Origin of the sequence: Tsukamurella sp. USMM236 (genome assembly GCF_037148755.1) — a bacterium.
Classification (GTDB): Bacteria; Actinomycetota; Actinomycetes; order Mycobacteriales; family Mycobacteriaceae; genus Tsukamurella.
Genome location: NZ_JBBCSS010000006.1, coordinates 166,100 through 186,066 on the forward strand (window position 1 = coordinate 166,100; position 19,967 = coordinate 186,066).

Annotated in this window: 17 protein-coding genes; 7 read left to right on the forward strand and 10 right to left on the reverse strand. The window is 72.8% G+C overall.

The window, feature by feature from the left end; genetic code table 11:
* The first annotated feature begins 176 nt into the window (after positions 1 to 176).
* The gene (locus WFK95_RS19550) at positions 177 to 851 is read left to right on the forward strand and encodes an SPFH domain-containing protein (protein ID WP_336671658.1); all 675 of its coding nucleotides are present in this window, start codon (positions 177 to 179) and stop codon (positions 849 to 851) included.
* Here the strand turns inward: WFK95_RS19550 and WFK95_RS19555 are convergent.
* The gene (locus tag WFK95_RS19555; protein WP_224645543.1) at positions 832 to 1,239 is read right to left on the reverse strand and encodes a MarR family winged helix-turn-helix transcriptional regulator; all 408 of its coding nucleotides are present in this window, start codon (positions 1,237 to 1,239) and stop codon (positions 832 to 834) included. The two genes, WFK95_RS19550 and WFK95_RS19555, sit on opposite strands and share 20 nt — an antisense overlap.
* Before the next feature lie 71 nt (positions 1,240 to 1,310).
* Between WFK95_RS19555 and WFK95_RS19560 the strand changes: the two genes are divergently transcribed.
* A complete protein-coding gene (locus WFK95_RS19560; RefSeq protein WP_224645457.1) occupies positions 1,311 to 1,967 on the forward strand; it encodes a maleylpyruvate isomerase family mycothiol-dependent enzyme in 657 nt (218 codons plus the stop codon).
* Positions 1,968 to 1,989: 22 nt separating this feature from the next.
* On the opposite strand, the gene WFK95_RS19565 is transcribed toward WFK95_RS19560, so the two are convergent.
* The 4 genes from WFK95_RS19565 to WFK95_RS19580 are packed head-to-tail and all read right to left on the reverse strand — an operon-like array spanning position 1,990 to position 6,500.
* Complete coding sequence (locus WFK95_RS19565; RefSeq protein ID WP_443081578.1) at positions 1,990 to 3,024, reverse strand: Atu2307/SP_0267 family LLM class monooxygenase; 1,035 nt, start codon at positions 3,022 to 3,024, stop codon at positions 1,990 to 1,992.
* Between the two features lie 45 nt (positions 3,025 to 3,069).
* Entirely contained in the window at positions 3,070 to 4,257 is a 1,188-nt protein-coding gene (locus WFK95_RS19570) for an SfnB family sulfur acquisition oxidoreductase (RefSeq protein WP_224645459.1), read from the reverse strand.
* Positions 4,254 to 5,363 carry a dimethylsulfone monooxygenase SfnG gene (gene sfnG / locus WFK95_RS19575; RefSeq protein WP_224645460.1) on the reverse strand — a complete coding sequence of 370 codons (1,110 nt, stop codon included), beginning with the start codon at positions 5,361 to 5,363 and terminating at the stop codon, positions 4,254 to 4,256. Before sfnG ends, WFK95_RS19570 begins: the two co-directional genes overlap by 4 nt.
* A gap of 18 nt (positions 5,364 to 5,381) precedes the next feature.
* Positions 5,382 to 6,500, reverse strand: coding sequence for an LLM class flavin-dependent oxidoreductase (locus tag WFK95_RS19580; protein ID WP_224645544.1), 1,119 nt, complete (start codon positions 6,498 to 6,500; stop codon positions 5,382 to 5,384).
* Positions 6,501 to 6,733: 233 nt separating this feature from the next.
* On the opposite strand from WFK95_RS19580, the gene car reads away from it, so the two are divergent.
* The gene (car, locus tag WFK95_RS19585; RefSeq protein WP_224645461.1) at positions 6,734 to 10,042 is read left to right on the forward strand and encodes a carboxylic acid reductase; all 3,309 of its coding nucleotides are present in this window, start codon (positions 6,734 to 6,736) and stop codon (positions 10,040 to 10,042) included.
* 177 nt (positions 10,043 to 10,219) lie between these two features.
* A complete protein-coding gene (locus tag WFK95_RS19590; protein WP_336671660.1) occupies positions 10,220 to 10,798 on the forward strand; it encodes a single-stranded DNA-binding protein in 579 nt (192 codons plus the stop codon).
* Positions 10,799 to 10,835: 37 nt separating this feature from the next.
* Here the strand turns inward: WFK95_RS19590 and WFK95_RS19595 are convergent, their stop codons facing one another.
* Entirely contained in the window at positions 10,836 to 12,041 is a 1,206-nt protein-coding gene (locus WFK95_RS19595; protein WP_336671661.1) for a cation:proton antiporter domain-containing protein, read from the reverse strand.
* Between the two features lie 152 nt (positions 12,042 to 12,193).
* Between WFK95_RS19595 and WFK95_RS19600 the strand changes: the two genes are divergently transcribed.
* Genes WFK95_RS19600 through WFK95_RS19610 form a run of 3 tightly spaced genes read left to right on the forward strand, consistent with a single transcriptional unit; the run spans position 12,194 to position 15,484 of the window.
* Positions 12,194 to 13,606, forward strand: coding sequence for a nitrate/nitrite transporter (locus WFK95_RS19600; protein WP_224645464.1), 1,413 nt, complete (start codon positions 12,194 to 12,196; stop codon positions 13,604 to 13,606).
* Positions 13,603 to 14,760: a uroporphyrinogen-III synthase gene (locus WFK95_RS19605; protein ID WP_336671662.1), complete on the forward strand. Its 1,158-nt coding sequence runs from the start codon at positions 13,603 to 13,605 to the stop codon at positions 14,758 to 14,760. The genes WFK95_RS19600 and WFK95_RS19605 overlap by 4 nt, the downstream gene beginning before the upstream one ends.
* Before the next feature lies 1 nt (position 14,761).
* Positions 14,762 to 15,484 carry a sirohydrochlorin chelatase gene (locus tag WFK95_RS19610; protein ID WP_336671663.1) on the forward strand — a complete coding sequence of 241 codons (723 nt, stop codon included), beginning with the start codon at positions 14,762 to 14,764 and terminating at the stop codon, positions 15,482 to 15,484.
* 58 nt (positions 15,485 to 15,542) lie between these two features.
* Here the strand turns inward: WFK95_RS19610 and WFK95_RS19615 are convergent, their stop codons facing one another.
* From WFK95_RS19615 to nirB, 4 genes are read right to left on the reverse strand one after another with little or no spacing between them, the layout of a single operon-like run.
* Positions 15,543 to 16,187 carry a hypothetical protein gene (locus WFK95_RS19615; protein ID WP_336671664.1) on the reverse strand — a complete coding sequence of 215 codons (645 nt, stop codon included), beginning with the start codon at positions 16,185 to 16,187 and terminating at the stop codon, positions 15,543 to 15,545.
* A gap of 12 nt (positions 16,188 to 16,199) precedes the next feature.
* Positions 16,200 to 16,874 (reverse strand): hypothetical protein, encoded by a 675-nt coding sequence (locus WFK95_RS19620; protein ID WP_336671665.1) that lies wholly within the window; start codon positions 16,872 to 16,874, stop codon positions 16,200 to 16,202.
* 44 nt (positions 16,875 to 16,918) lie between these two features.
* A complete protein-coding gene (nirD, locus tag WFK95_RS19625) occupies positions 16,919 to 17,326 on the reverse strand; it encodes a nitrite reductase small subunit NirD (RefSeq protein WP_224645469.1) in 408 nt (135 codons plus the stop codon).
* The gene (gene nirB, locus WFK95_RS19630; RefSeq protein WP_336671666.1) at positions 17,323 to 19,854 is read right to left on the reverse strand and encodes a nitrite reductase large subunit NirB; all 2,532 of its coding nucleotides are present in this window, start codon (positions 19,852 to 19,854) and stop codon (positions 17,323 to 17,325) included. The genes nirD and nirB overlap by 4 nt, the downstream gene beginning before the upstream one ends.
* Positions 19,855 to 19,967: the final 113 nt, after the last annotated feature.

The window sequence follows — 19,967 nt, forward strand, 5'->3', positions numbered from 1 at the left end:
CCCCATCGGGGCCCAGAGGGTTCGAGTCCCTCGAACGCCGTTCCGCCGGAAGCGCGGGCGGCGGCGGCCCTGCGATGCCCCGGCCATTACCCGGGGCATCCCGCCGCCGCTGCCCGCCCGGCGGGGCGGTGCCGCAACCACCGAGGCCCCCGGGCCACCACGAGAGGAGAGCCACCGTGTCGATCATCACCGCGATCCGCGGCCGACGCATCGTCGTGCCGGTGGGCCGCCGCGCCGTCGAGTACCGGGACGGCGCCGTCGCCCGCGTCCTCGGGCCCGGCCCTCATCGGGTCCGCCGGGCGCACACCGTCGTCCCGGTCGTCGTCGCCGAACGGCTGCTCGCCGTCGCCCCGCAGGAGGTCGTCACCGCCGAGTCCGTCCCGGTCCGGGTGTCGATGGCGCTGCGCATCCGTGTCGCCGACCCGGTCGCGTACCTCGAGCGCGCCGCCGATCCGGACGCCGTGGTCTACCTGGCCGCGCAGGTCGCGCTGCGGGAGGCGCTGGGCGGCATCGGTATCGACGACCTGGCCCGTCGCACGGCGGCCGTCGACGGCGAGGCGATCCGCTCGCGCGTCGGCGCGACCGCCGAGACCGTGGGCGTCGAGGTGCTCGCCGTCGTGGTCAAGGACGTGGTGCTGCCGACCGAGATCCGGAGCGCCGCGGTAGGCCTGATCACCGCCAAGGCACGGGGCGCCGCCCGGCTGGAGGAGGCGCGGGCCGAGACGGCCGCGCTGCGTGCGCTCGCCAACGCTGGCCGCATGCTCGACGGCTCGCCCGCGCTGGCCCGGATCCGGATGATCGAGGCGGCGCCGCCCGGCGCGACGATCGTCCTCAGCGATACGGGTCGGTGACCTCGCGCAGCTTCAGCAGCGCGCCGCGCAGGTCCCGATAGGCGGCGGCGCCGAGGTGGTCCTCCCACTCCCGTTCCACGAGGGCCACCTCGGCGTTCGCGACGTCGGCGACCCCGGCGCCGCGGGCGGACAGGCGGATGAGGCGCGCGCGGCCGTCGGCGGGATCGGGGACGCGCTCGACATATCCGGCGCGCTCGAGCTGATCGACCAGGAAGCCCGCGGTCTGCTTGGTGACCTGCGCCTGTTCGGCGAGGTCGGTGAGGCGGGTGCCCTCGGGGCCGATGCGCTGACCGATGCGTGCCTGCGCGAGCGTGATGTCAGTGTAGCCGGCCTCCCTGGCCGCGGTCATGGCGCGCGTCTCCATGGCCCGATAGGCGACGAACAGCATCACGCCGGTTCCGATCTCCACCCTTGCAATGGTACAAGAGACTGACTAATATTGGTCAGATAATTTGACCAATGGAGGTCGTCATGGACGAGCAGCAGGCGTGGCGGGTGATCGCGGAACAGCGCGTGGCGGTCGCGGAACTCCTCGACGGGCTGACCGCGGAGCAGTGGGCCGCGCCGTCGCTGTGCGCGGGGTGGACGGTGACCGACGTCGCCGGCCACCTCGCGGCGGTGCTCCGCCCGGCGCCCGCGGGGGCGATGATCTCGGCGGCCGTTCGTGCCCGCGGCCGGCTGCACGGCATGATCGACCTGCTCTCCCGGGAGGCCGCTGCCGAGTACGGCACCCGCTCGGCCGTCATGCTGCGGGAGGAGGCGGGCGTCACCGCGCTGCCGCGCCTGACCAACTGGCGGAACATCCTGTTCGACACGCAGATCCACGCCCAGGACATCGCCCGCCCGCTCGGGCTGCACCTGCCGATGGACACCGCCGCCGCGGCCCAGGGGGCGGAGCGGATCTGGCGGGTCGGCTACCTGTTCGGCGCGCGGAAGCGGTTCGCGGGCGTGCGTTTCGAGGCCGTCGACGCGGACTGGTCCGCGGGCGACGGCCCCGTCGCGCGCGGTCCGATCGCCGACCTGCTGCTCGTGCTGTCGGGTCGACCCGCCGGCCTGTCCGGGCTCGACGGTGCCGGCGCGCCCCTCGCCGCGGCCGGGCTCGGCGTCCTGCCGTGATTCGCGCCAGCTGTGGACGGGCTCAGTCGCTGAGCATGTCCTTGACCAGGGGGACGATCTTCTCGCCGTAGAGGGTGATCGACCGCATCAGATCGGCGTGGGTCACGGGCTGGTCGTACTTGAGGTCGAACCGGTCGACGCCGAGCGTGCGGACCGTCGCCGCGATCCGGCGCGCGACCGTCTCCGGCGACCCCACGTACAGCGAACCGGTCTCGACCTCGCGCTCGAAATCGCCCAGCGCGGGCGGCGGCCAGCCCCGCTCGGCGACCATGCGCTGCCGCATCCGCAGCCAGCCGTCGTGGACGAGCGCGCGGGCCTGCTCGTCGGTCTCCGCGATCAGGCCGGGCGAGTGGACGGCGATCGGCTGCGGCGACCCGCCGAACTCGTTCTCGGCCCGCCGGAACAGGTCGGTGTACGCCGCGAAGCGATCCGCCGGGCCGCCGATGATCGCCAGGAAGAGGCCGAAGCCGTACCGCGCGGTGCGGACGACGGACTCGGGGCTGCCGCCGACGCCCACCCAGGCGCGGATGCCGTCCGCGGTGGTGGGGAAGACGCGTTGCTCGGACAGGGCCGCGCGCGTGGTGCCCGACCAGGTGACCGGATCCTCGGTGAGCAGCGCCGCAAGGAGTTCCAGCTTCTCCTCGAACAGCACCTCGTAGTCCTGCAGGTCGTAGCCGAACAGGGGGAAGGACTCGGTGAACGAGCCCCGCCCGGCGACGATCTCGGCCCGGCCGTTCGAGACGGCGTCCAGGGTCGCGAAGCGCTCGAAGACGCGCACCGGATCGTCGGAACTCAGCACGGTCACCGTGGAACCGAGGCGGATGGACTCGGTGCGCGCCGCGATCGCCGCGAGCACCATCTCCGGGCTCGAGACGGCGAAGTCCGCGCGGTGGTGCTCGCCGACGCCGAAGAAGTCGAGGCCCGCGCCGTCCGCGGCGACGGCCTCCTCGACGAGGTCGCGGATCACCTGGGGATGGGGCAGCGGCTCACCCTTCGCGTCCTTCGTGACGCCGCCGAACGTGTCCACGCCGAACTCGGGAATCTTCATGTCAGTCATAGTACCGGTATAAACGGACTAGGGTCCGAATTTGTTTCCGGTGGGTCAGACGACGCCGTGCAGCGGCGGCCGCTCCTCGTTCAGGGTGAATCGGCCGAGGTGGAGGACCTTGTATCGCACCGGGTCGTGCAGGGTGTGTGTGCGCGCGTCCCGCCAGTACCGATCGAGCCCCGTGTCGCCGCCGGCGCTCCGGGTGCCGGACACCTCGAACAGGGCCGACGGCACCTCGGTCGCCGCGCGGTCCGCGAGCACCTTCGCGGTGGCGACGGCCAGGGAGGCCTCGGCCGCGGTGTCGGAACCGGGGGTGGCGAACGCGGCGTCCACCGCCTGCCCGGCGACGGCGAGCGCCGCCTCCGCGGCGCGGACCGTCACCGTCAGCTCGCCGAAGCGCTGGATCACGAGCGGATCGTCCTGCGCCCGGTCGACGCCGGCCTCGAACCAGGGACGGGACTTGGTGCGGACGAAGTCGGCCGCGGCGTCGAGCGCTCCCCGCGCGATCCCGGCGTCGATGGCGACGTGCAACAGCTGCGCGAACGCGCCGTAGCCGGTGGGCTCGGACACCGCGGGGGAGCGGGTGACGACGGCGTCGAGCGGCACGGCCACGTCGTCGAAGCGGACGGTGCCGCTGCCGGTGGTCCGCTGGCCGAGGCCGTTCCAATCGTCGGCGATGGCGACGCCGGGGGTGTCCGCCGGGACGAAGGCGATGATCTGCTCGCCCGATTCCGCGTCCCGGGCGAGCACCGCGAGGAGGTGTGCGTAGGGCGAACCCGTGCAGTAGAACTTCTCACCGTCGAGGTGTGCGCCGTCGGGGGTGCGGGTGAGCGTGGTGGCCACGTCGGCGACGGTCCTCCCGCCGCGTTCCGATTGCGCGTTGGCGATCCGGGCCCCGTCGAGCACCTGGTCGAAGATCCTGCGCTGCAGCTCCTCCGGCCCCGCCAGGCGTAGGGCGGTGAGGTACACGTAGTGGCTGTGCGGGATCTGCGCCAGCGAGCCGTCGGCGGTCGCGAGGATGCGGAAGACCTCGGCGACTGCGGACGGCGGCAGGTCGGGCCCGCCGAAGCGGGCGGGCACCGTCAGCGCGAACAGCCCGGCGTCGGAGAGGTATTCGACCTCGGCGTGCGGCAGGCGTCGCTCCCGGTCGCGTTCGGCGGCACCGTCGGCGAACCGCGCCGCGAGTTCCCGCGCCGCGTCGACGGCGGCCTCGGCGGAGTCGATCGCGGACGCGAGGGTCACACCAGTGCCCCGGCGCGGCTCGCCTCGATCTCGCGGACCAGGGGGAGCACCTTCTCGCCGAAGTACTCGATCTCCTCCTGGAAGTGCAGGAAGCCGCCCAGGATGAGGTCGACGCCGAGCTCCTTGTAGGCGACGATGCGTTCGGCGACCTGCTCGGGCGTGCCGATCAGCTGCGTGCGGAAGCCGTCGTTGTACTGGACCAGGTCCTCGAAGCTGGAGTCCGCCCACATGCCGCGGCCGTCCGAGGTGGACTTGCCGGCCTGCTGCACGGCGTCGCGGAAACCCTCGACGGCGGGCTTGTTGGCCTTCTCCACGATCTCGCGCAGGGTGTCCCGCGCCTCCTTCTCGGTGTCGCGGGCGATGATGAAGCCGTTGAGGCCGAACTTGACCTCGCGCTGCGCCTCTCGAGCGACGCGGCGCAGGTCGTCGAGCTGATCGGTGACGCCGTCGAAGTCCTTGCCGTTGGAGAAGTACCAGTCGGCGTACTTGCCACCGTTGACGCGCGCGGCGGAGGAGTTGCCGCCCTGGAACAGCTCCGGGTTGGGGCGCTCCGCCGTGTTGAGCGGCTTCGGCTTCAGCGTGAAGTCGCGGATCCGGTAGAAGTCGCCGCCGAAGTCGACGTTGTCCTCGGTCCAGATCTTGCGGATCACCTCGAGGAACTCCGCGCTGCGGCGGTAGCGCTCGTCGTGCTCGAGCCAGGGCTCGCCGAGCGCCTTGAACTCACCCGCGAACCAGCCGGAGACCACGTTGATCGCGAAGCGCCCGTTCGACAGGTGGTCGGCGGTGGCACCGAACTTCGCGAGGACCGCGGGGTGCCACAGGCCGGGGTGCACGGCCGCGATCACCTTGAGCTTCTCGGTCGCGCCGAGCAGGGCCAGGCTGAACGACGTCGACTCGTGCTGGTACTCGGCGCCGTAACTGGCCATGTACCGCACCTGCGAGAGGGCGTACTCGAAGCCCACGCGCTCGGCCGTCTGCGCCAGCTTCTTGTTGTACTCGAAGTCCCAGCTGGTGCGCTGCTCGATGTCGCTGGTCACCAGGCCGCCCGAGACGTTCGGAACCCAGTAGGCGAACTTGATCTCGTCGGCGATCTTCTCGGTCGTCATCCGTGTGGTCCTTCGCGGCTAGGAGGTGGGGGAGAGGTCGGGCAGGAAGGCGCCGCGCACGGGTTCCGACGGTGCGTCGGAGGCGCCGAGCAGGCCGCGCGCCGCGAGGCGGGGGCGCACGCCCTCGCCGAAGTGGTAGGCCTCCTCCAGGTGCGGGTACCCGGAGAGGATGAAGTGGTCGAGCCCCAGCGCCGCGTACTCGGCGATGAGGTCGGCCACTTCGTCGTGGGAGCCGACGAGCGCCGTGCCGGCGCCGCCGCGCACCAGGCCGACGCCGGTCCACAGGCCCGGGTAGACCTGGAGCGAGCGGGCGTCGGCGGCCTCGTCGAAGGCCGCGCCGCCGCCGTGCAGTTCGCGCATGAGGCGCTGCCCCTCGGACTCGCTCCGGGCCAGGTTGGCCTGCGCGGCGCGCACCGCCGCGGGGTCGAGGTTGCCCAGCAGCCGGTTGGCCTCGGCCCACGCCTCTTCGCTGGTGTCGCGCGAGATCACGTGCAGGCGGATGCCGTAGGTCAGTTCGCGGCCCTGCTCCGCGGCGAGGCCGCGGATCCAGTCCAGCTTCTTCTTCACCTGCGCGGGCGGCTCGCCCCAGGTGAGGTAGGTGTCGGCGTGCTTCGCGGCCACGTCGCCCGCGGCGGGCGAGCTGCCGCCGAAGAAGATCGGCGGGGCCGGATCGGGCCGGCGGGCGAGGAGCGCGTTCTCCGCGGAGACGTACTTCCCGGCGACGTTCACCGGCTCGGACGAGGTCCACAGCTGCTTGGTGATGTCGAGGAATTCGCCGCACCGGGCGTAGCGCTCGTCCTTGCTGAGCGTGTCGCCGAAGGCGCGCTGCTCGGACGACTCGCCGCCGGTCACCACGTTGAGCAGGACCCGGCCGCCGGACTGCCACTGCAGGGTGCTCGCCATCTGCGCCGAGAGGAGAGGGCTGACCAGGCCCGGGCGCAGTGCGACCAGGAACTTGAGCTTCTCCGTGGACTCGGTGAGGAGCGCGGCGGTCAGCCAGGAGTCCTCGCACCACAGGCCGGTGGGGATGAGCACGGCCTCGAACTCGTTCGCCTCGGCGGCGAGGGCCAGTTGCTTGAGGTAGTGCAGGTTCGCGGGGCGATCTCCGCTCATGCCACTGCCGTGCCCACCCGCCATGAGGTTCCGCGAGTCGCCGTACGTGGGCAGGAACCAGTGCAGGTGGAGAGGGGTGCGCGAGCTCACGTCGGCCTTCCGTCGGGGGAGCGGGGATACGAAGCGCCAGTCCATCACCGCGCGGACGCGGCGGCCAGGTTTCGACTCGTGATGCGTCGAACATGCACACCTACCGGTCAGTAGCTAAGCTAGGGAAAGAGTTAGTTAGAGTTCCGTAGTGAAATGAGGTGTGTTGGATGTCGATCGAGACGATGCACGGCGGTGACCCCGCCACCAGCGGCGCTGCGGCGGCCGCCCCGGCCGGCGCGCAGGCCGAGCGGCTTCCCCAGGTGATCGCCCGGATCTTCGCCCGGTACGCGGACCGTCCGGCCTTCGCGACCCGCGCGGGCGGCCCCAGCGCCCCCTACGCGAGCGTGACCTACGGCGCGATCTGGCGCCGGGTCACGGCGCTGGCGGCGGCCTGGCAGGGCGAGCTGGCAGCGGGGGACTTCGTCGCGATCCTGGGCTTCACCAGTGCGGACTTCGTGACCGTCGACCTGGCGACCACACTGCTCGGCGCACCGAACGTGCCGCTGCAGGCCGGCGCCCCGGCCGCCCGGATCGCCGCCATCCTGGACGAGACCCGGCCGACGATCTTCGCCGTCAGCGCCGATCAGGTGGGCCTCGCGGAGCAGGCCCTCGCCGAGTCCTCCGCGACGCCTCGCGTCGTCGTCTTCGACGGTGAGCACGCCGGCTACGAGGGCATCGAGGCCGACGTCCTCGCGGGCGAGGCCCTGCCCGCGCCCGAGTTCTTCGCGCCCGAGCCGGGCACGGACCCCCTCGTGACCCTGATCTACACCTCGGGTAGCACGGGCACCCCGAAGGGCGCGATGTACACCGAGCAGCTGGTCTCCGACGCCTGGCTCAAGGTGGACAGCATCGTCGACATCGACCTGCCGTCCGAATCGCTGCTGCACTTCCTGCCCATGAGTCACATGTACGGCCGGAACTGGCTGATCGCCGGCCTGGCCTCCGGCGGCACCGGCTACTTCGCCGGCGCGTCCGACATGTCGACCCTGTTCGACGACCTCGCCGCCGCGCGCCCCACCGCGATCGGCCTCGTCCCCCGCGTGTGCGAGCTGATCCACCAGAGGTTCCTCGCCGTCGAGGCGGAGACCGACACGGAGACCGCGCGCGTCGAGCTGCGGGACCGGGTCCTCGGCGGACGCCTGCAGGCCGCCATGTGCGGCAGCGCCGCGCTGTCCGCGGAGCTGCAGGCCTTCATGGAATGGCTGCTGGGCATCGACATCCAGATCGGCTACGGCTCCACCGAGGCCGGCGGCGTCATCCGCGACCGCGTGGTCGTCCGCCCGCCGGTCACCGAGTACAAGCTCATCGACGTGCCCGAACTCGGCTACTTCGTCACCGACTCCCCGCACCCGCGCGGCGAGCTCCTGGTGAAGTCGACCCAGCTGATTCCGGGGTACTACAACTCCGACAAGCGGATCCGCGACGACGAGGGCTTCTACCGCACTGGCGACGTCATGGCCGAGCTCGCGCCCGACCACCTCGAGTACGTCGACCGCCGCAGCAACGTCATCAAGCTGGCGCAGGGCGAGTTCGTGCCGATCGCGCAGCTCGAGGCCACCTACGCCGCCGGCCCCGACGTCCACCAGATCTTCCTGTACGGCACCAGTGAGCGCTCCTACCTCCTCGCCGTCGTGGTCCCCGCGCCCGGCCCTGACGGCGAGACCGATGCGGACGCCCGCAGTCGCGTGCTCGACGGACTCGGGGCGATCGCCCGCGAGAAGGACCTGGCCGCGTACGAGCTTCCCCGCGACGTGATCGTCGAGCGCGAGCCCTTCTCCCAGGAGAACGGACTGCGCTCGGGCATCGGCAAGCTCGTCCGTCCCGCGCTGACCGCCCGGTACGGCGACGAGCTGGAGGCGCTGTACGCCGCTGCCGAGGAGCGCCGCCGCGACGGCCTGCGGGCCCTCGACGCCGACGGCTCCGTGACGGAGACCGTCGTGCGGGCGGCGGCCCTGACCCTCGGCGTGCTGCCCGAGGAGCTCGACGAGGACACCCGGTTCCTCGACCTGGGCGGCGACTCGCTGTCCGCTCTGTCGCTCGCGACGACGCTCGAAGGGGTCTACGACCTGCCCGTTCCGGTGCAGGCGATCGTCGGCCCCACCGCGACGCTGCGCGGCGTGATCGCCCACATCGAGGAGGTCCGGGCGGGCGGCGTGCAGGCGCCCACCGCCGCGTCGATCCACGGTCCCGACGCCGAGGTCGCCCACGCGTCCGACCTCCGGCTCGACCGCTTCATCGACCCCGCGCTGCTGGCGGCGGCCCCGTCTCTCCCCGCGCCGCACGGCGAGCCCGCGACGGTGCTGCTCACCGGCGGGACCGGATACCTCGGCCGATTCCTCCTGCTCGAATGGTTGCGCCGGGTCGCCCCGCACGACGGGACGGTCGTCGCGCTGGTCCGCGCCGCGGACGGCGACGACGCGCGCCGACGCCTCGCCGACGCGATCGGGACGTCGGATCCCGCGCTGATCGCGGAGTTCGAGGCGCTCGCCGAGCGTCACCTGGAGGTCTTCGTCGGCGACTTCGGTGCGCCGTCGCTGGGGCTCGGCGCCGCGACCTGGGACGCGCTCAGCGACCGCGTGGACCACGTGGTGCACTGCGGCGCGATGGTCAACCACGTGCTGCCCTACGACCAGCTGTTCGGCCCGAACGTCGTCGGGACCGCGGAGATCGCCCGGCTCGCGCTCACCGTGCGCCGCAAATCGATCGACTACGTCTCGACGGTGGCGGTGGTCCCGCAGGACGACGGCCGCCTGCTCGTGGAGGACGACGACGTCCGCGTCGCGGGTACGGAGCGGCGGATCGGTGCCGAGGCCTACGCGAACGGGTACGCGGTGAGCAAGTGGGCGGGCGAGGTGCTGCTCCGCGAGGCCGCGGAAATCGCGGGCCTGCCGGTGCGGGTCTTCCGCTCGAACATGATCCTGGCGCACAGCCGATTCCGCGGCCAGTACAACCCCGTGGACCAGTTCACACGGCTGCTGCTGAGCATCGCCGAGACCGGCCTCGCACCCGCCTCGTTCTCCGCCGACCCGAGCGGGCCGCGCGCGCACTACGACGGCCTGCCGGTGGACTTCACCGCGGAGGCGATCACCCGCCTCGGCGCCGCGGGGCGTACCGGATTCCGTACGTTCCACGTGCTCAACGTCGCCGAGGGCGGCGCGGGGCTCGACGACTTCGTCGACTGGATCGGCGAGGACCGGCCGATCGAGCGGATCGCGGACTACGACGAGTGGCTCGCGCGGTTCGAGGCGGCGCTGCGCGCCCTGCCCGCGGAGGACCGCCACCGGTCGGTGCTCCCGCTGCTGCACTCCTTCGCCCGGCCGGCCGACGCCGGCGCGGGGACCGCGCTGACCGCCGACCGGTTCCGGGAGGCCGTGCGTTCCGAGAACGTCGGTGGGGGTGACCTTCCGCGCCTCGATCACGCACTGATCGAGCGGTACCTCGACGGCTTCGTCGCGGCGGGCTGGCTGGCCCGGTGACCTGCCACGGCGGTGCGACGTGGACGCCGCGAAAACGCCCTTCATCCACAACTAAGCGTACGTAACGTTTTTCCTCCACAGGGCCCGCCTCGGACGCCGTCCGGGGCGGGCCCTGCGCGCGACACTCGTCGACGACGGCCGGGATCCGCCGGCCGCGGAATCGACGAGGAGGCGACCATGCCCGGGGTGCTTGTTTTCGCAGCGGGGAACGTCACGAACGACCTGACCTACCGGGAGTCGGCCCGCGATCAGCGGCACGACTTCCTGAGCTTCACGATGGCGGCCAACAACGGTTACCTGGACGACAACGGCGAGTGGAAGCAGACCAGCACGGTCTGGCTCAACGTCAAGGCCTTCGGCGCGCTGGCCCGCAACGCGCGCGCCGTGATCGCGAAGGGGCGACCGGTCATCGTGCACGGTGAGCTCAAGCACGAGACCTTCGACGGCGCGGACGGCCAGCGGCACAGCTCGCTGGACCTCAAGGCCGACGCGATCGGGCTCAACCTGCGGATGTGCGCGAGCCAGTACGTGGGCACGGGGGAGCGGTACCGCGAGGTCGCCCCGCCGCCGCTCGAGACGGTCGGCGCGGATCCGGCGGCCGCGCCGGCGTCGGGAGCGCCGGGCGCGGACGGCGCTCCCGGCGGTGCGCCGGCCGGCCCGGGGCGTGACGGACTGGTCGTCGTGCAGGGCTTCGCGGAGGACGGCGAGGCGGCGGGGCGCGAGCCGGCCGCGGTGGGCGGGGCGCCGGACTTCTAGCGTCCGGCGGCGCGGGATCACGCCCCGCCGCGGGCGGTCACGCCCGGCCGCGGACCCGTCGGTCGTGACCGGCGATCGCCACCGGGACGCCGACCGTGTGCAGCACGACGCTGCCCAGCACGACGAGAACGGCGAGGGTGAGCGTGAGGTCGGCGACCGGGCCGTCGGGCAGCGTGTTGAAGGCGATGAGCGCGAAGACGATCGTGGACGTACCGCGAGGGCGGAGCCACCCCAGCTGGAGCACCTGCTTCCGCGGCAGCCCGCTACCGGTCATCGCGACCGCGATCGGGAGGACGCGGAGCACGGTCAGCGCCGCCGCGACGAAGACGATCGTCCGCCAGTCGACGCCGTCGAACAGCCCGACCACGGCGACGGACCCGAAGACGAACCACATCGCGGCGGCGAGGAGGAAGCCGACGTCGTCGGTGAGCCCGACGTCGTCGGACGTCTCGGCGCCGCGGCGCAGTCGGTAGACGATGCCGCAGACGAACGCGGCGACGAAGCCGTTGCCGCCGAGGCCCACCGCGGCTGCGTACGTCAGGAGCGGGGTGGCGGCGATCGCGAGCCGCCGCCCGCTCTCGGAGGCGAGCCCGGCGCGCTCGGTGTACTGCACGCCCGCCGCGATCGCCGCGCCCAGCGCCGCGCCGACCGCCAGCGCGATCGCGGCCTGCGGGGCGGCGGCCAGCAGCGCGGGGGCCGGGTCGTCGTCGCCGTGGCCCGGGCCGGCCCAGTACAGCGCGAACAGGAACACGGGGGTCACCAGGCCGTCCGTGTATCCCGATTCGACGGTCAGTACGTCGCGGACCCGCGCGGGCACGTGTCGATCGCGCAGCAGCGAGGGCGCCGAGGCGAAATCGATCGGGGCGATGACGCACGCGACCAGCAGCAGCACCGACCAACCGAGATGGGGGAGCAGCAGCCAGCCGACGACAACGGACAGCGCCAGTCCGACGGGGATGCCGATCAGCAGCGATCGCAGGACGAGGCGCGGGTGGCGGCCGAGGAGCGATCCGCGCACGTGCGTGGCGTCCACGAACAGCAGCACCGCGAGGATGATCTCGGCGGCCCGCTGCGCCGCCCCGGTGTTCAGCGCTTCGGCGATCGCGCCGTGCGCGCCGATGCCCACGGCGCCCCCGGCGATGGCCATGACCAGCGGCGCGGAGACGCCCCACCGATCCATGCGCCCGGAGAGCAGGCACCAGAGCAGGAACGTCGCGGCTGCGATCAGGGTCGCCGGAATCACGCCGCGATTATTCCGTACGCGGTTCCTCACATCGCGTGGTGCGGTGGCGTGAGGTCGAGTTCACGGGGCGGACACCGCGGGAACCGGCGCCGCAACATCGCCTGCCTACCTTCGACGCCAGAGAGATCGTCGACGCACCGGGAGGTCTGGACATGAGCCGATCACACACGATCACGGACTGGGATCCGGAGAACCGGCAGCAGTGGGAGTCGGGCGGGGAGAAGGTCGCGAAGCGCAACCTCCTCTGGTCCGTCATCGCGGAGCACGTGGGCTTCTCCGTCTGGTCCCTGTGGTCCGTCATGGTCCTGTTCATGCCGCAGGACGTCTACGGCCTGAGCACGGCCGACAAGTTCCTCATCGGCGCCACCGCCACCCTGGTCGGCTCCTGCCTGCGGATCCCGTACACCCTGGCCACGGCTCGTTTCGGCGGGCGCAACTGGACGATCTTCAGCGCCTTCGTCCTCGCGGTCCCGGTGATCGCCACGATGGTGATCCTCGCCAACCCGGGGCAGCCGCTGTGGGTGTACCTCGCGTGCGCCGCGCTCACCGGATTCGGCGGCGGCAACTTCGCCTCGTCGATGACCAACATCAACGCCTTCTTCCCGCAGCGGCTCAAGGGCTGGGCCCTCGGGCTCAACGCGGGCGGCGGCAACATCGGCGTCCCGGCGGTGCAGCTCGTGGGGCTCCTCGTCATCGCGACCTTCGGCAACCGCGAGCCCTACTGGGTGTGCGCCGTCTACCTGGTGCTGCTGGCCGTGGCAGGCATCGGTGCCGCGTTGTTCATGGACAACCTGCAGGTCCCGACGGTCGACACCGCGGCGATGCGGGCCGCCACGAAGGATCGCGACACCTGGATCGTCTCCCTGCTGTACATCGGCACCTTCGGCTCCTTCATCGGCTTCTCCTTCGCCTTCGGACAGGTGCTGCAGGCGACGTTCCGGGCCGGCGGCGAGACGGCCGCGCAGGCCTCGCTGCACGCCGCACAGATCGCCTTCCTCGGTCCGCTGCTGGGCTCGATCTCGCGGGTGTACGGCGGCAAGCTCGCCGACCGGCTCGGCGGCGGCCGGGTGACCCTGTACGTCTTCGCCGGGATGATCGCCGCCGGCGGTGTGCTCATCGCGGCGGCCACGACCGCGGGTTCCGGCGCCCCGTCCGGCGCGGTGCTGGGCGCGTACGTCCTCGGTTTCATCGCCCTGTTCCTGCTCAGCGGCCTGGGCAACGGCTCCGTGTACAAGATGATCCCGTCGATCTTCGAGGCCAAGGCCCGCTCGCTCGACGCCGACGAGGCGACGCGGACGCACTACTCCCGCGCGATGTCCGGCGCCGTGATCGGCATCGCCGGCGCGATCGGCGGCCTCGGCGGCGTCGGGATCAACCTGGTCCTGCGCGCCTCGTACCAGTCCTCGGGCACCGCGACCATCGCGTTCTGGGTGTTCGGCGCCTTCTACGTCCTCGCCGCGGTGGTCACCTGGAAGGTGTACGTGCGTACGCCCGCGCCGCGCGGGCATGGGACGCTGGAGCACACGTCGCGCGACGATGCCCTCACCGTCGCCGACACCCGATGACCGTCCCACTGAAGGAGCCCGATCCGATGACCGAGGCGCCGGCCCGCCCCCTTCTCGGATTCACCGTGGCCATCACGGCCGCGCGCCGCGCCGACGAGCTGGCCACCCTGCTCGAGCGGCGCGGCGCCGCCGTGCTCGCGGCGCCCGCGATCGCGATGGTCCCGCTGTCCGACGACGACCGGCTGCGCGCCGCGACCGAGGAACTCCTCGCCACCCCACCCGACCTGCTGGTCGCGACCACCGGCATCGGCTTCCGCGGCTGGCTCGAGGCGGCCGAGGGGTGGGGGCTCGCGGAGCGGCTGATCGCGGCGCTCGGCGCCGGCCGGGTCATCTCCCGGGGGCCGAAGGCGACGGGCGCGCTGCGGGCCGCGGGGCTGCGCGAGGAGTGGTCGCCGGAGTCGGAGTCCTCCGCCGAGGTGCTCAGCCACCTCTCCGGCACCGACCTCACCGGTCAGCGCGTCGCGGTCCAGCTGCACGGCGCCACGGACAAGTGGGACCCGAACCCCGGCCTGCTCGACGGGCTGCGCGCGCTCGGCGCGGAGATCGTCGAGGTGCCCGTCTACCGCTGGGAGCGGCCCGCCGACCTGACCGGCCTCGACCGGATCGTCGAGGCGATCGCCACGTCGGCCGTCGACGCCGTCACGTTCACGTCCGCGCCGGCCGTGGCGTCGGTCCTCGAGCGCGCCGCCGAACTGGGGCTCGACGGCGCCGTCCGCGGTGCGCTCACCGGCCCGGTCGTGCCGTACTGCGTGGGCCCGGTGACCGCGACGCCGCTCGACCGACTCGGGATCGCCTCCGTCACCCCCGAACGCATGCGCCTCGGTGCCCTGGCCCGGCTGGTCGAACAGGACCTGCCCGCGCGCCGCCCCGACCTCCCGGTCGCGGGCCACCGCCTCGGCCTGCGCGCCCGGGGCGCGGTCGTCGACGGCGAGGAGCGCGAGCTGACGCCCACCTCGATCGTCCTGCTGCGCATGCTCTCCCGCGAGCCCGGCGCCGTCGTCTCCCGCGAGGACCTCCTCGCCGCGCTCGGTGGCGACGATCCGCACGCCGTCGAGGCCGCCGTCGGGCGGCTGCGATCGGGCCTGGGCCACAAGGAGATCGTGGCGACCGTGGTCAAGCGGGGCTACCGCCTCGCGATCGATGAGGAGCACTGACATGGGAACCCTCCTGGTGGCGCACGGCACCCGCAGCGAGCACGGCGTCGCGATGGTCGGCGACCTCGCCGCGGCGATGTCCGCGCGACTGGCGGAGACGGTCCGCGTGGCGTTCGTCGACGTCCTCGGACCGACGCCCTCGGAGGTCCTGACCGCGCTCGACCACGAGCCCACCGTGGTCGTGCCCGCCTTCCTGTCCAGCGGCTTCCACGTGCGCCACGACCTGCCCCGTGAGGTCGCCGAGTCCGGCCACCGCGCCGCCACGGTGACGCCCGCACTCGGCCCGTCTCCGGAGCTCGCCCGCGCGATGCTCGGGCGGCTGCTGGAGTCGGGGTGGCAGCGCGGCGACGCGGTCGTCATGGCCGCCGCCGGCACGCGGGACGTGCACGCGCAGGGAGAGTTGCGGCGGACGGCCGCCGCCCTGTCGGCGTTGGTGGGGAGCCGGGTGTCCATCGCCTTCGCCGCGCCCAGCCAGCAGAGCGAGGGCTACCCCTCGGTCCCCGAGGTCGTCGCCCGCGTCCGGTCCGACGGTGCCCCGTCGGTGGCGGTCGCGTCGTATCTGTTGGCGGAGGGGCTGTTCCAGCAGCGCCTGCGCGACTCCGGCGCCGACGTGGTCGCCGAACCGCTGGGCCTGCACCCGTCGGTGGTGCGCCTCGCCTGCCTGCGTCGCAGCCACGCCGGACTTGCCGCGTCGAAGGGCGTGGACGCCGTCGTCGGGCGCTGACCTCGCGGCCCGTCCGGCCCGTCCGGCCCGTCCCGGTCCGAGCCGGGCCGGTACGGGGTCAGAACAGGTTCTGCACGACGAAGATCGCGCCCCACAGCAGCGCGCTGAGCACCGCGAGCGCGCCGGCGACCAGGGCGAGCAGCGTCGATGCGGAGACCCGCCGCGGCCGTCCGGCGGCGCGGGACACCTCCGCGGTGGAGTCCTGCGGGGCGGCATCGGGTGCCGGCGCGAGGGCCTCCGCGAGCGCCCGGGCGAAATCGCCTGCGGACTGGAATCGGAACGCCGGGTCGCGCGAGGTCGCCCGCGTGAGCGCGGCCTCGAGACCCGGGCCCAGATCGGGCCGCGCCCGGCGAGCGTTGGCGATGCCGAAGGAGTTCGGCGCGGTCCCGGTGAGGAGCGTGTACGCGGTGCTGGCCAGCGAGAACACCTCGGACCGCGCATCGGGCGGGGAGCCCGCGAAGATCTCCGGTGCGGCATGCGCGCCGGTGTCGGGGGAGCCGCCGAGGGAGGCCGGGTCGGCGAGGGCGATGCGGCCGTCCGCAGGCGCGATGATCGCCGCGGGGCTGATCCGGCCGTGCGGATGTCCCTCGGCCAGCAGGCGGTCCACCTCGGCCGCCGCCTCCGCGACGGCGCGGGCGACCCGGTCGGCGGGCAGCGGTCCGGTCGCGCGGACCAGGGACGCGAAGTCGTCGCCGTCGGTCATCCGATGCCCGGTTCAGGATCCGCTGAGGAACAGGGCCATGAAACCCGCCGCGGCCAGGACGACCAGCAGGAGGAAGACGATCGGCAGCGCGGCCTCGGGGATCTCGAACGGGCGGCTCGGGGCCGGCGGCTCCGGGGGTGCGGGGACGTCGACGACCAACTGGGGCTCCGGCAGGGGTGCCGGGGACCGCACCGGTATCGCTGACGCGTGCACGGGCTGCTCGAGAGCCTCCGCCAGCGCCTCGGCGAACGCGGTCGCCGTCGCGAACCTCAGCTCCGGCGTCCGAGCGGTCGCCTGGAGCAGGACGCCGTCGACACCGGGTCCGAGATCGGGCCGATCCCGGCGCACCGTCGCGAACCCGTACGGATTCGGCGGGTGGCCCGTCAGCAGCGTGTACGTGGTGCTCCCGAGGGAGTACACCTCGGACTGGCCGGTGATGAGTCCCGTGTCGTGGATCTCCGGCGCCGCGTACAACAGCGCCTCGTCGCTGTCCGGGACGTCGATCAGTCGCGGGGCGCCCGCGGAATCGACGGACAGGGCGGTCGGGCTGATCCGCCCGTGCGGTGCACCGGCGCGGCCGCGGTCGTCGATGACGGGCGCGATCGAGCCGATGAGGTACCCGACGTCGGCGGCCGCCATGGGACGCCGGTCGTGCAGTCGAACGGAAGGGTCGCCGGGACCTGTCATCGCCTACTCCTTCAGCTGTCAGGAGCAGAGTAGCGGTGGTGCGATCACACAGCGCGGGGACGGGGACGGAAGCCGAAGCGCACCTCGGGCGAGTTCGCGACGAAGACGACGCCGTCGAGCGAGATCCGCGTGTCGTACACCGGGATCGAGACGCCCGGAGCGTCGAGGCAGCGGCCGTCGAGCAAGCTGAAGGCCTGCTTCTTCAGAGGCGACTGGACCACGGGGAATCCGCCCCGGTCGCCGACGATCCCGCGGGACATCACCGCCGCCCGGCCGATGGGGTCGATGTTGCCGATCGCGCGGATGCTGTCGTCCGCCAGTCGGAACAGGGCCACCTGGGCCCCGTCGGGCAACAGGACGGCGACGCCGCGCAGCGGCTCGAGGCGGGTGGCGGGGCACGCCGCCGTCCAGTCGCGGGTCCAGCGGTGCAGGTCGAAGGGTGCGGTGGTCATGCGCGGTCCTCCCTCGAGGGCATGGACGGGGTGGGGGTGCCCAGCAGGATCGGCACCTTGCGGCCGTTCTTCTCGCCGAAGTCGACGGTCGGATCGGGGGCGCCGGGGGCGTTGACGAAGGAGACGAACCGGGCGAGCTTGTCGGGGTCGTCCAGGACGCCCTTCCACTCGCAGCCGTAGCCGTCGACGTGCCGCTCGACGGTGGCCTCGAAGTCCGCGCCCAGGCCGAGCGCGTCGTCGATGACGACCTCGCGGAGGCGGTCCATGCCGAGGTCCTCGACCCACGGCGCCGTCCGCTGCAACCGGTCGGCGGTGCGGATGTAGTACATGAGGAACCGGTCGACGTACCGGATCAGCGTCTCCCGGTCCAGGTCGCCCGCGAGGAGCTGCGCGTGCTTCGGCGTCATGCCGCCGTTGCCGCCCACGTAGAGGTTCCAGCCGGACTCGGTGGCGATCACGCCGACGTCCTTGCCGCGGGCCTCCGCGCACTCGCGGGCGCAGCCGGAGACGCCCATCTTGATCTTGTGCGGCGACCGCAGCCCGCGGTAGCGGAGCTCGAGGTCGATGGCCATCTGCACCGAGTCCTGCTGGCCGTACCGGCACCAGTCGCTGCCGACGCAGCTCTTCACGGTGCGGAGCGACTTGCCGTAGGCCTGACCGGATTCCATGCCGGCGTCCACGAGGCGCCGCCAGATCAGCGGCAGCTGGTCGACGGTGGCGCCGAACAGGTCGATCCGCTGGCCGCCGGTGATCTTGGTGTACAGCCCGAAGTCGCGGGCGATCTCGCCGATCACGATGAGCTGCTCGGCGGTGACGTCGCCGCCCGGCATGCGCGGCACCACCGAGTAGGTGCCGTTGCGCTGGATGTTCGCGAGGAAGTGGTCGTTGCTGTCCTGCAGGGACGCCTGCTCGCCGGAGTGGATGTGGTCCGAGCTGGTGGACGCGAGGATCGATGCCACCGTCGGCTTGCAGAGGTCGCAGCCCGTGCCCGACCCGAAGCGCTCGATCAGGCCCGAGAAGGTGCGGATCCCGCTCGCCTGGACCAGCTCGAAGAGTTCCGCGCGGGACTGGGTGAAGTGCTCGCACAGCGACTTCGACACTGTGACGCCCTCGGCCTCCAGCAGCTGCGAGAGCAGCGGCACGCACGAACCGCAGGACGTGCCCGCGTTCGTGCAGCCCTTGAGCTCGGCGACGGTGCACGCCCCGTCGGCGATCGCCGAACACAGCGTGCCCTTGGAGACGTCGTTGCACGAGCAGACCTGCGCCGCATCGGGGAGTGCGCCGATGCCGATGCCCGGGGAGTCGCCGCCGGCGGGCGCGATGAGCGAGACCGGGTCGCCCGGCAGCGACGACCCGACGAGCGGCCGCAGCACGCCGTACTGCGAGGCGTCGCCGACCAGGACGCCGCCGAGCAGGGTCGAGGCGTCGTCGGAGAGCACCAGCTTGGCGTAGGTGCCGCCGATCGGGTCGCTGACCACGACGTCGAGTGCGCCCGGGGTGGCGCCGTGGGCGTCGCCGAACGAGGCCACGTCGACGCCGAGGAGCTTGAGCTTGGTGGACAGATCCGCGCCGGGGAACCGGGCGTCGCCGCCGAGCAGGCGGTCGGCGACCACCTCGGCCGTCGCGTAGCCGGGGCCGACGAGGCCGTAGCAGCGGCCCTCGATCGCGGCGACCTCGCCGATCGCGAACACCGCGGGATCCGAGGTGACGCAGGACAGGTCGGTGAGGACGCCGCCGCGCTCGGCGAGGTCGAGCCCGGCCTCGCGGGCCAGCTCGTCGCGCGGGCGGACGCCCGCGGCGAAGACCACGACCGCCGCGTCCACGACGCTCTCGTCCTTGAGCGTCACCGCCAGCCCGTGCTGGCCGGGGGCGATGTCGGTGGTGCCGGACGAGAGGGTGATGTCGATGCCGAGGTCGCCGATCATCCGCGCCAGGTGCTCGCCGCCGCCGGTGTCGACCTGCTGCGGCATCAGCCGCGGGTTGACCTCCACCACGTGCGGCCGCAGGCCCAGCGTGCGGAGGGCGTTCGCGGCCTCCAGGCCGAGCAGGCCGCCGCCGACCACCATGCCGACGGGCTCCGCCGAGCGGGCGAGCGCCGCGTCGGCGTCGGCGCGGATCGCGTCCAGGTCGTCGAGGGTGCGGTAGACGTGGCATCCCGGCAGGTCGTGGCCGGGTACCGGCGGCACGAAGGCGTACGAGCCGGTCGCGAGGACCAGGGCGTCGTAGGAGACGGGGCCGTCGGCCGTCGTCACCGTTCGCGCGGCCCGGTCGATGCCGGTCACCCGCGCCCCGAGCCGCAGCTCGACCAGCGGATCGCCGGCGTAGTCGTTGCCCGCGAGCGCCAGTTCGGAGCGGTCCCACGTGCCGACGTAGGACGACAGCCCCACCCGGTCGTAGGCGCCGTCGGCCTCCTCGCCCAGGACGACGATCCGCCAGGCCCCCGCCTCGTCGCGGGCGCGCAGCGCCTCCACGAACCTGTGCCCGACCATGCCGTGACCCACCACGACGACGGTGCGCTGGGTGACCATGGACCTCTCCTCTCGTCGGAAACCGTTGGCACCGAATGTAAGGAGGTGGTGTTGCGGGGTTGTGCCGCCGTGTTGCCCGTCGATCACGCCTTCCTCACGGAGAGCGTCGCGCG

Bases quoted from the DNA above. Each gene is read 5' to 3' on its own strand.
- WFK95_RS19600 (WP_224645464.1), top strand. From the start codon at position 12,194: ATGAGCCGATCACACACGATCACGGACTGGGATCCGGAGAACCGGCAG.
- WFK95_RS19615 (WP_336671664.1), bottom strand. From the start codon at position 16,187: ATGACCGACGGCGACGACTTCGCGTCCCTGGTCCGCGCGACCGGACCG.
- WFK95_RS19560 (WP_224645457.1), top strand. From the start codon at position 1,311: ATGGAGGTCGTCATGGACGAGCAGCAGGCGTGGCGGGTGATCGCGGAA.
- WFK95_RS19610 (WP_336671663.1), top strand. From the start codon at position 14,762: ATGGGAACCCTCCTGGTGGCGCACGGCACCCGCAGCGAGCACGGCGTC.
- WFK95_RS19620 (WP_336671665.1), bottom strand. From the start codon at position 16,874: ATGACAGGTCCCGGCGACCCTTCCGTTCGACTGCACGACCGGCGTCCC.
- sfnG (WP_224645460.1), bottom strand. From the start codon at position 5,363: ATGACGACCGAGAAGATCGCCGACGAGATCAAGTTCGCCTACTGGGTT.
- nirB (WP_336671666.1), bottom strand. From the start codon at position 19,854: ATGGTCACCCAGCGCACCGTCGTCGTGGTGGGTCACGGCATGGTCGGG.
- WFK95_RS19555 (WP_224645543.1), bottom strand. From the start codon at position 1,239: ATGCTGTTCGTCGCCTATCGGGCCATGGAGACGCGCGCCATGACCGCG.
- WFK95_RS19580 (WP_224645544.1), bottom strand. From the start codon at position 6,500: ATGGCGGGTGGGCACGGCAGTGGCATGAGCGGAGATCGCCCCGCGAAC.
- WFK95_RS19605 (WP_336671662.1), top strand. From the start codon at position 13,603: ATGACCGTCCCACTGAAGGAGCCCGATCCGATGACCGAGGCGCCGGCC.
- car (WP_224645461.1), top strand. From the start codon at position 6,734: ATGTCGATCGAGACGATGCACGGCGGTGACCCCGCCACCAGCGGCGCT.
- nirD (WP_224645469.1), bottom strand. From the start codon at position 17,326: ATGACCACCGCACCCTTCGACCTGCACCGCTGGACCCGCGACTGGACG.
- WFK95_RS19565 (WP_443081578.1), bottom strand. From the start codon at position 3,024: ATGACTGACATGAAGATTCCCGAGTTCGGCGTGGACACGTTCGGCGGC.
- WFK95_RS19590 (WP_336671660.1), top strand. From the start codon at position 10,220: ATGCCCGGGGTGCTTGTTTTCGCAGCGGGGAACGTCACGAACGACCTG.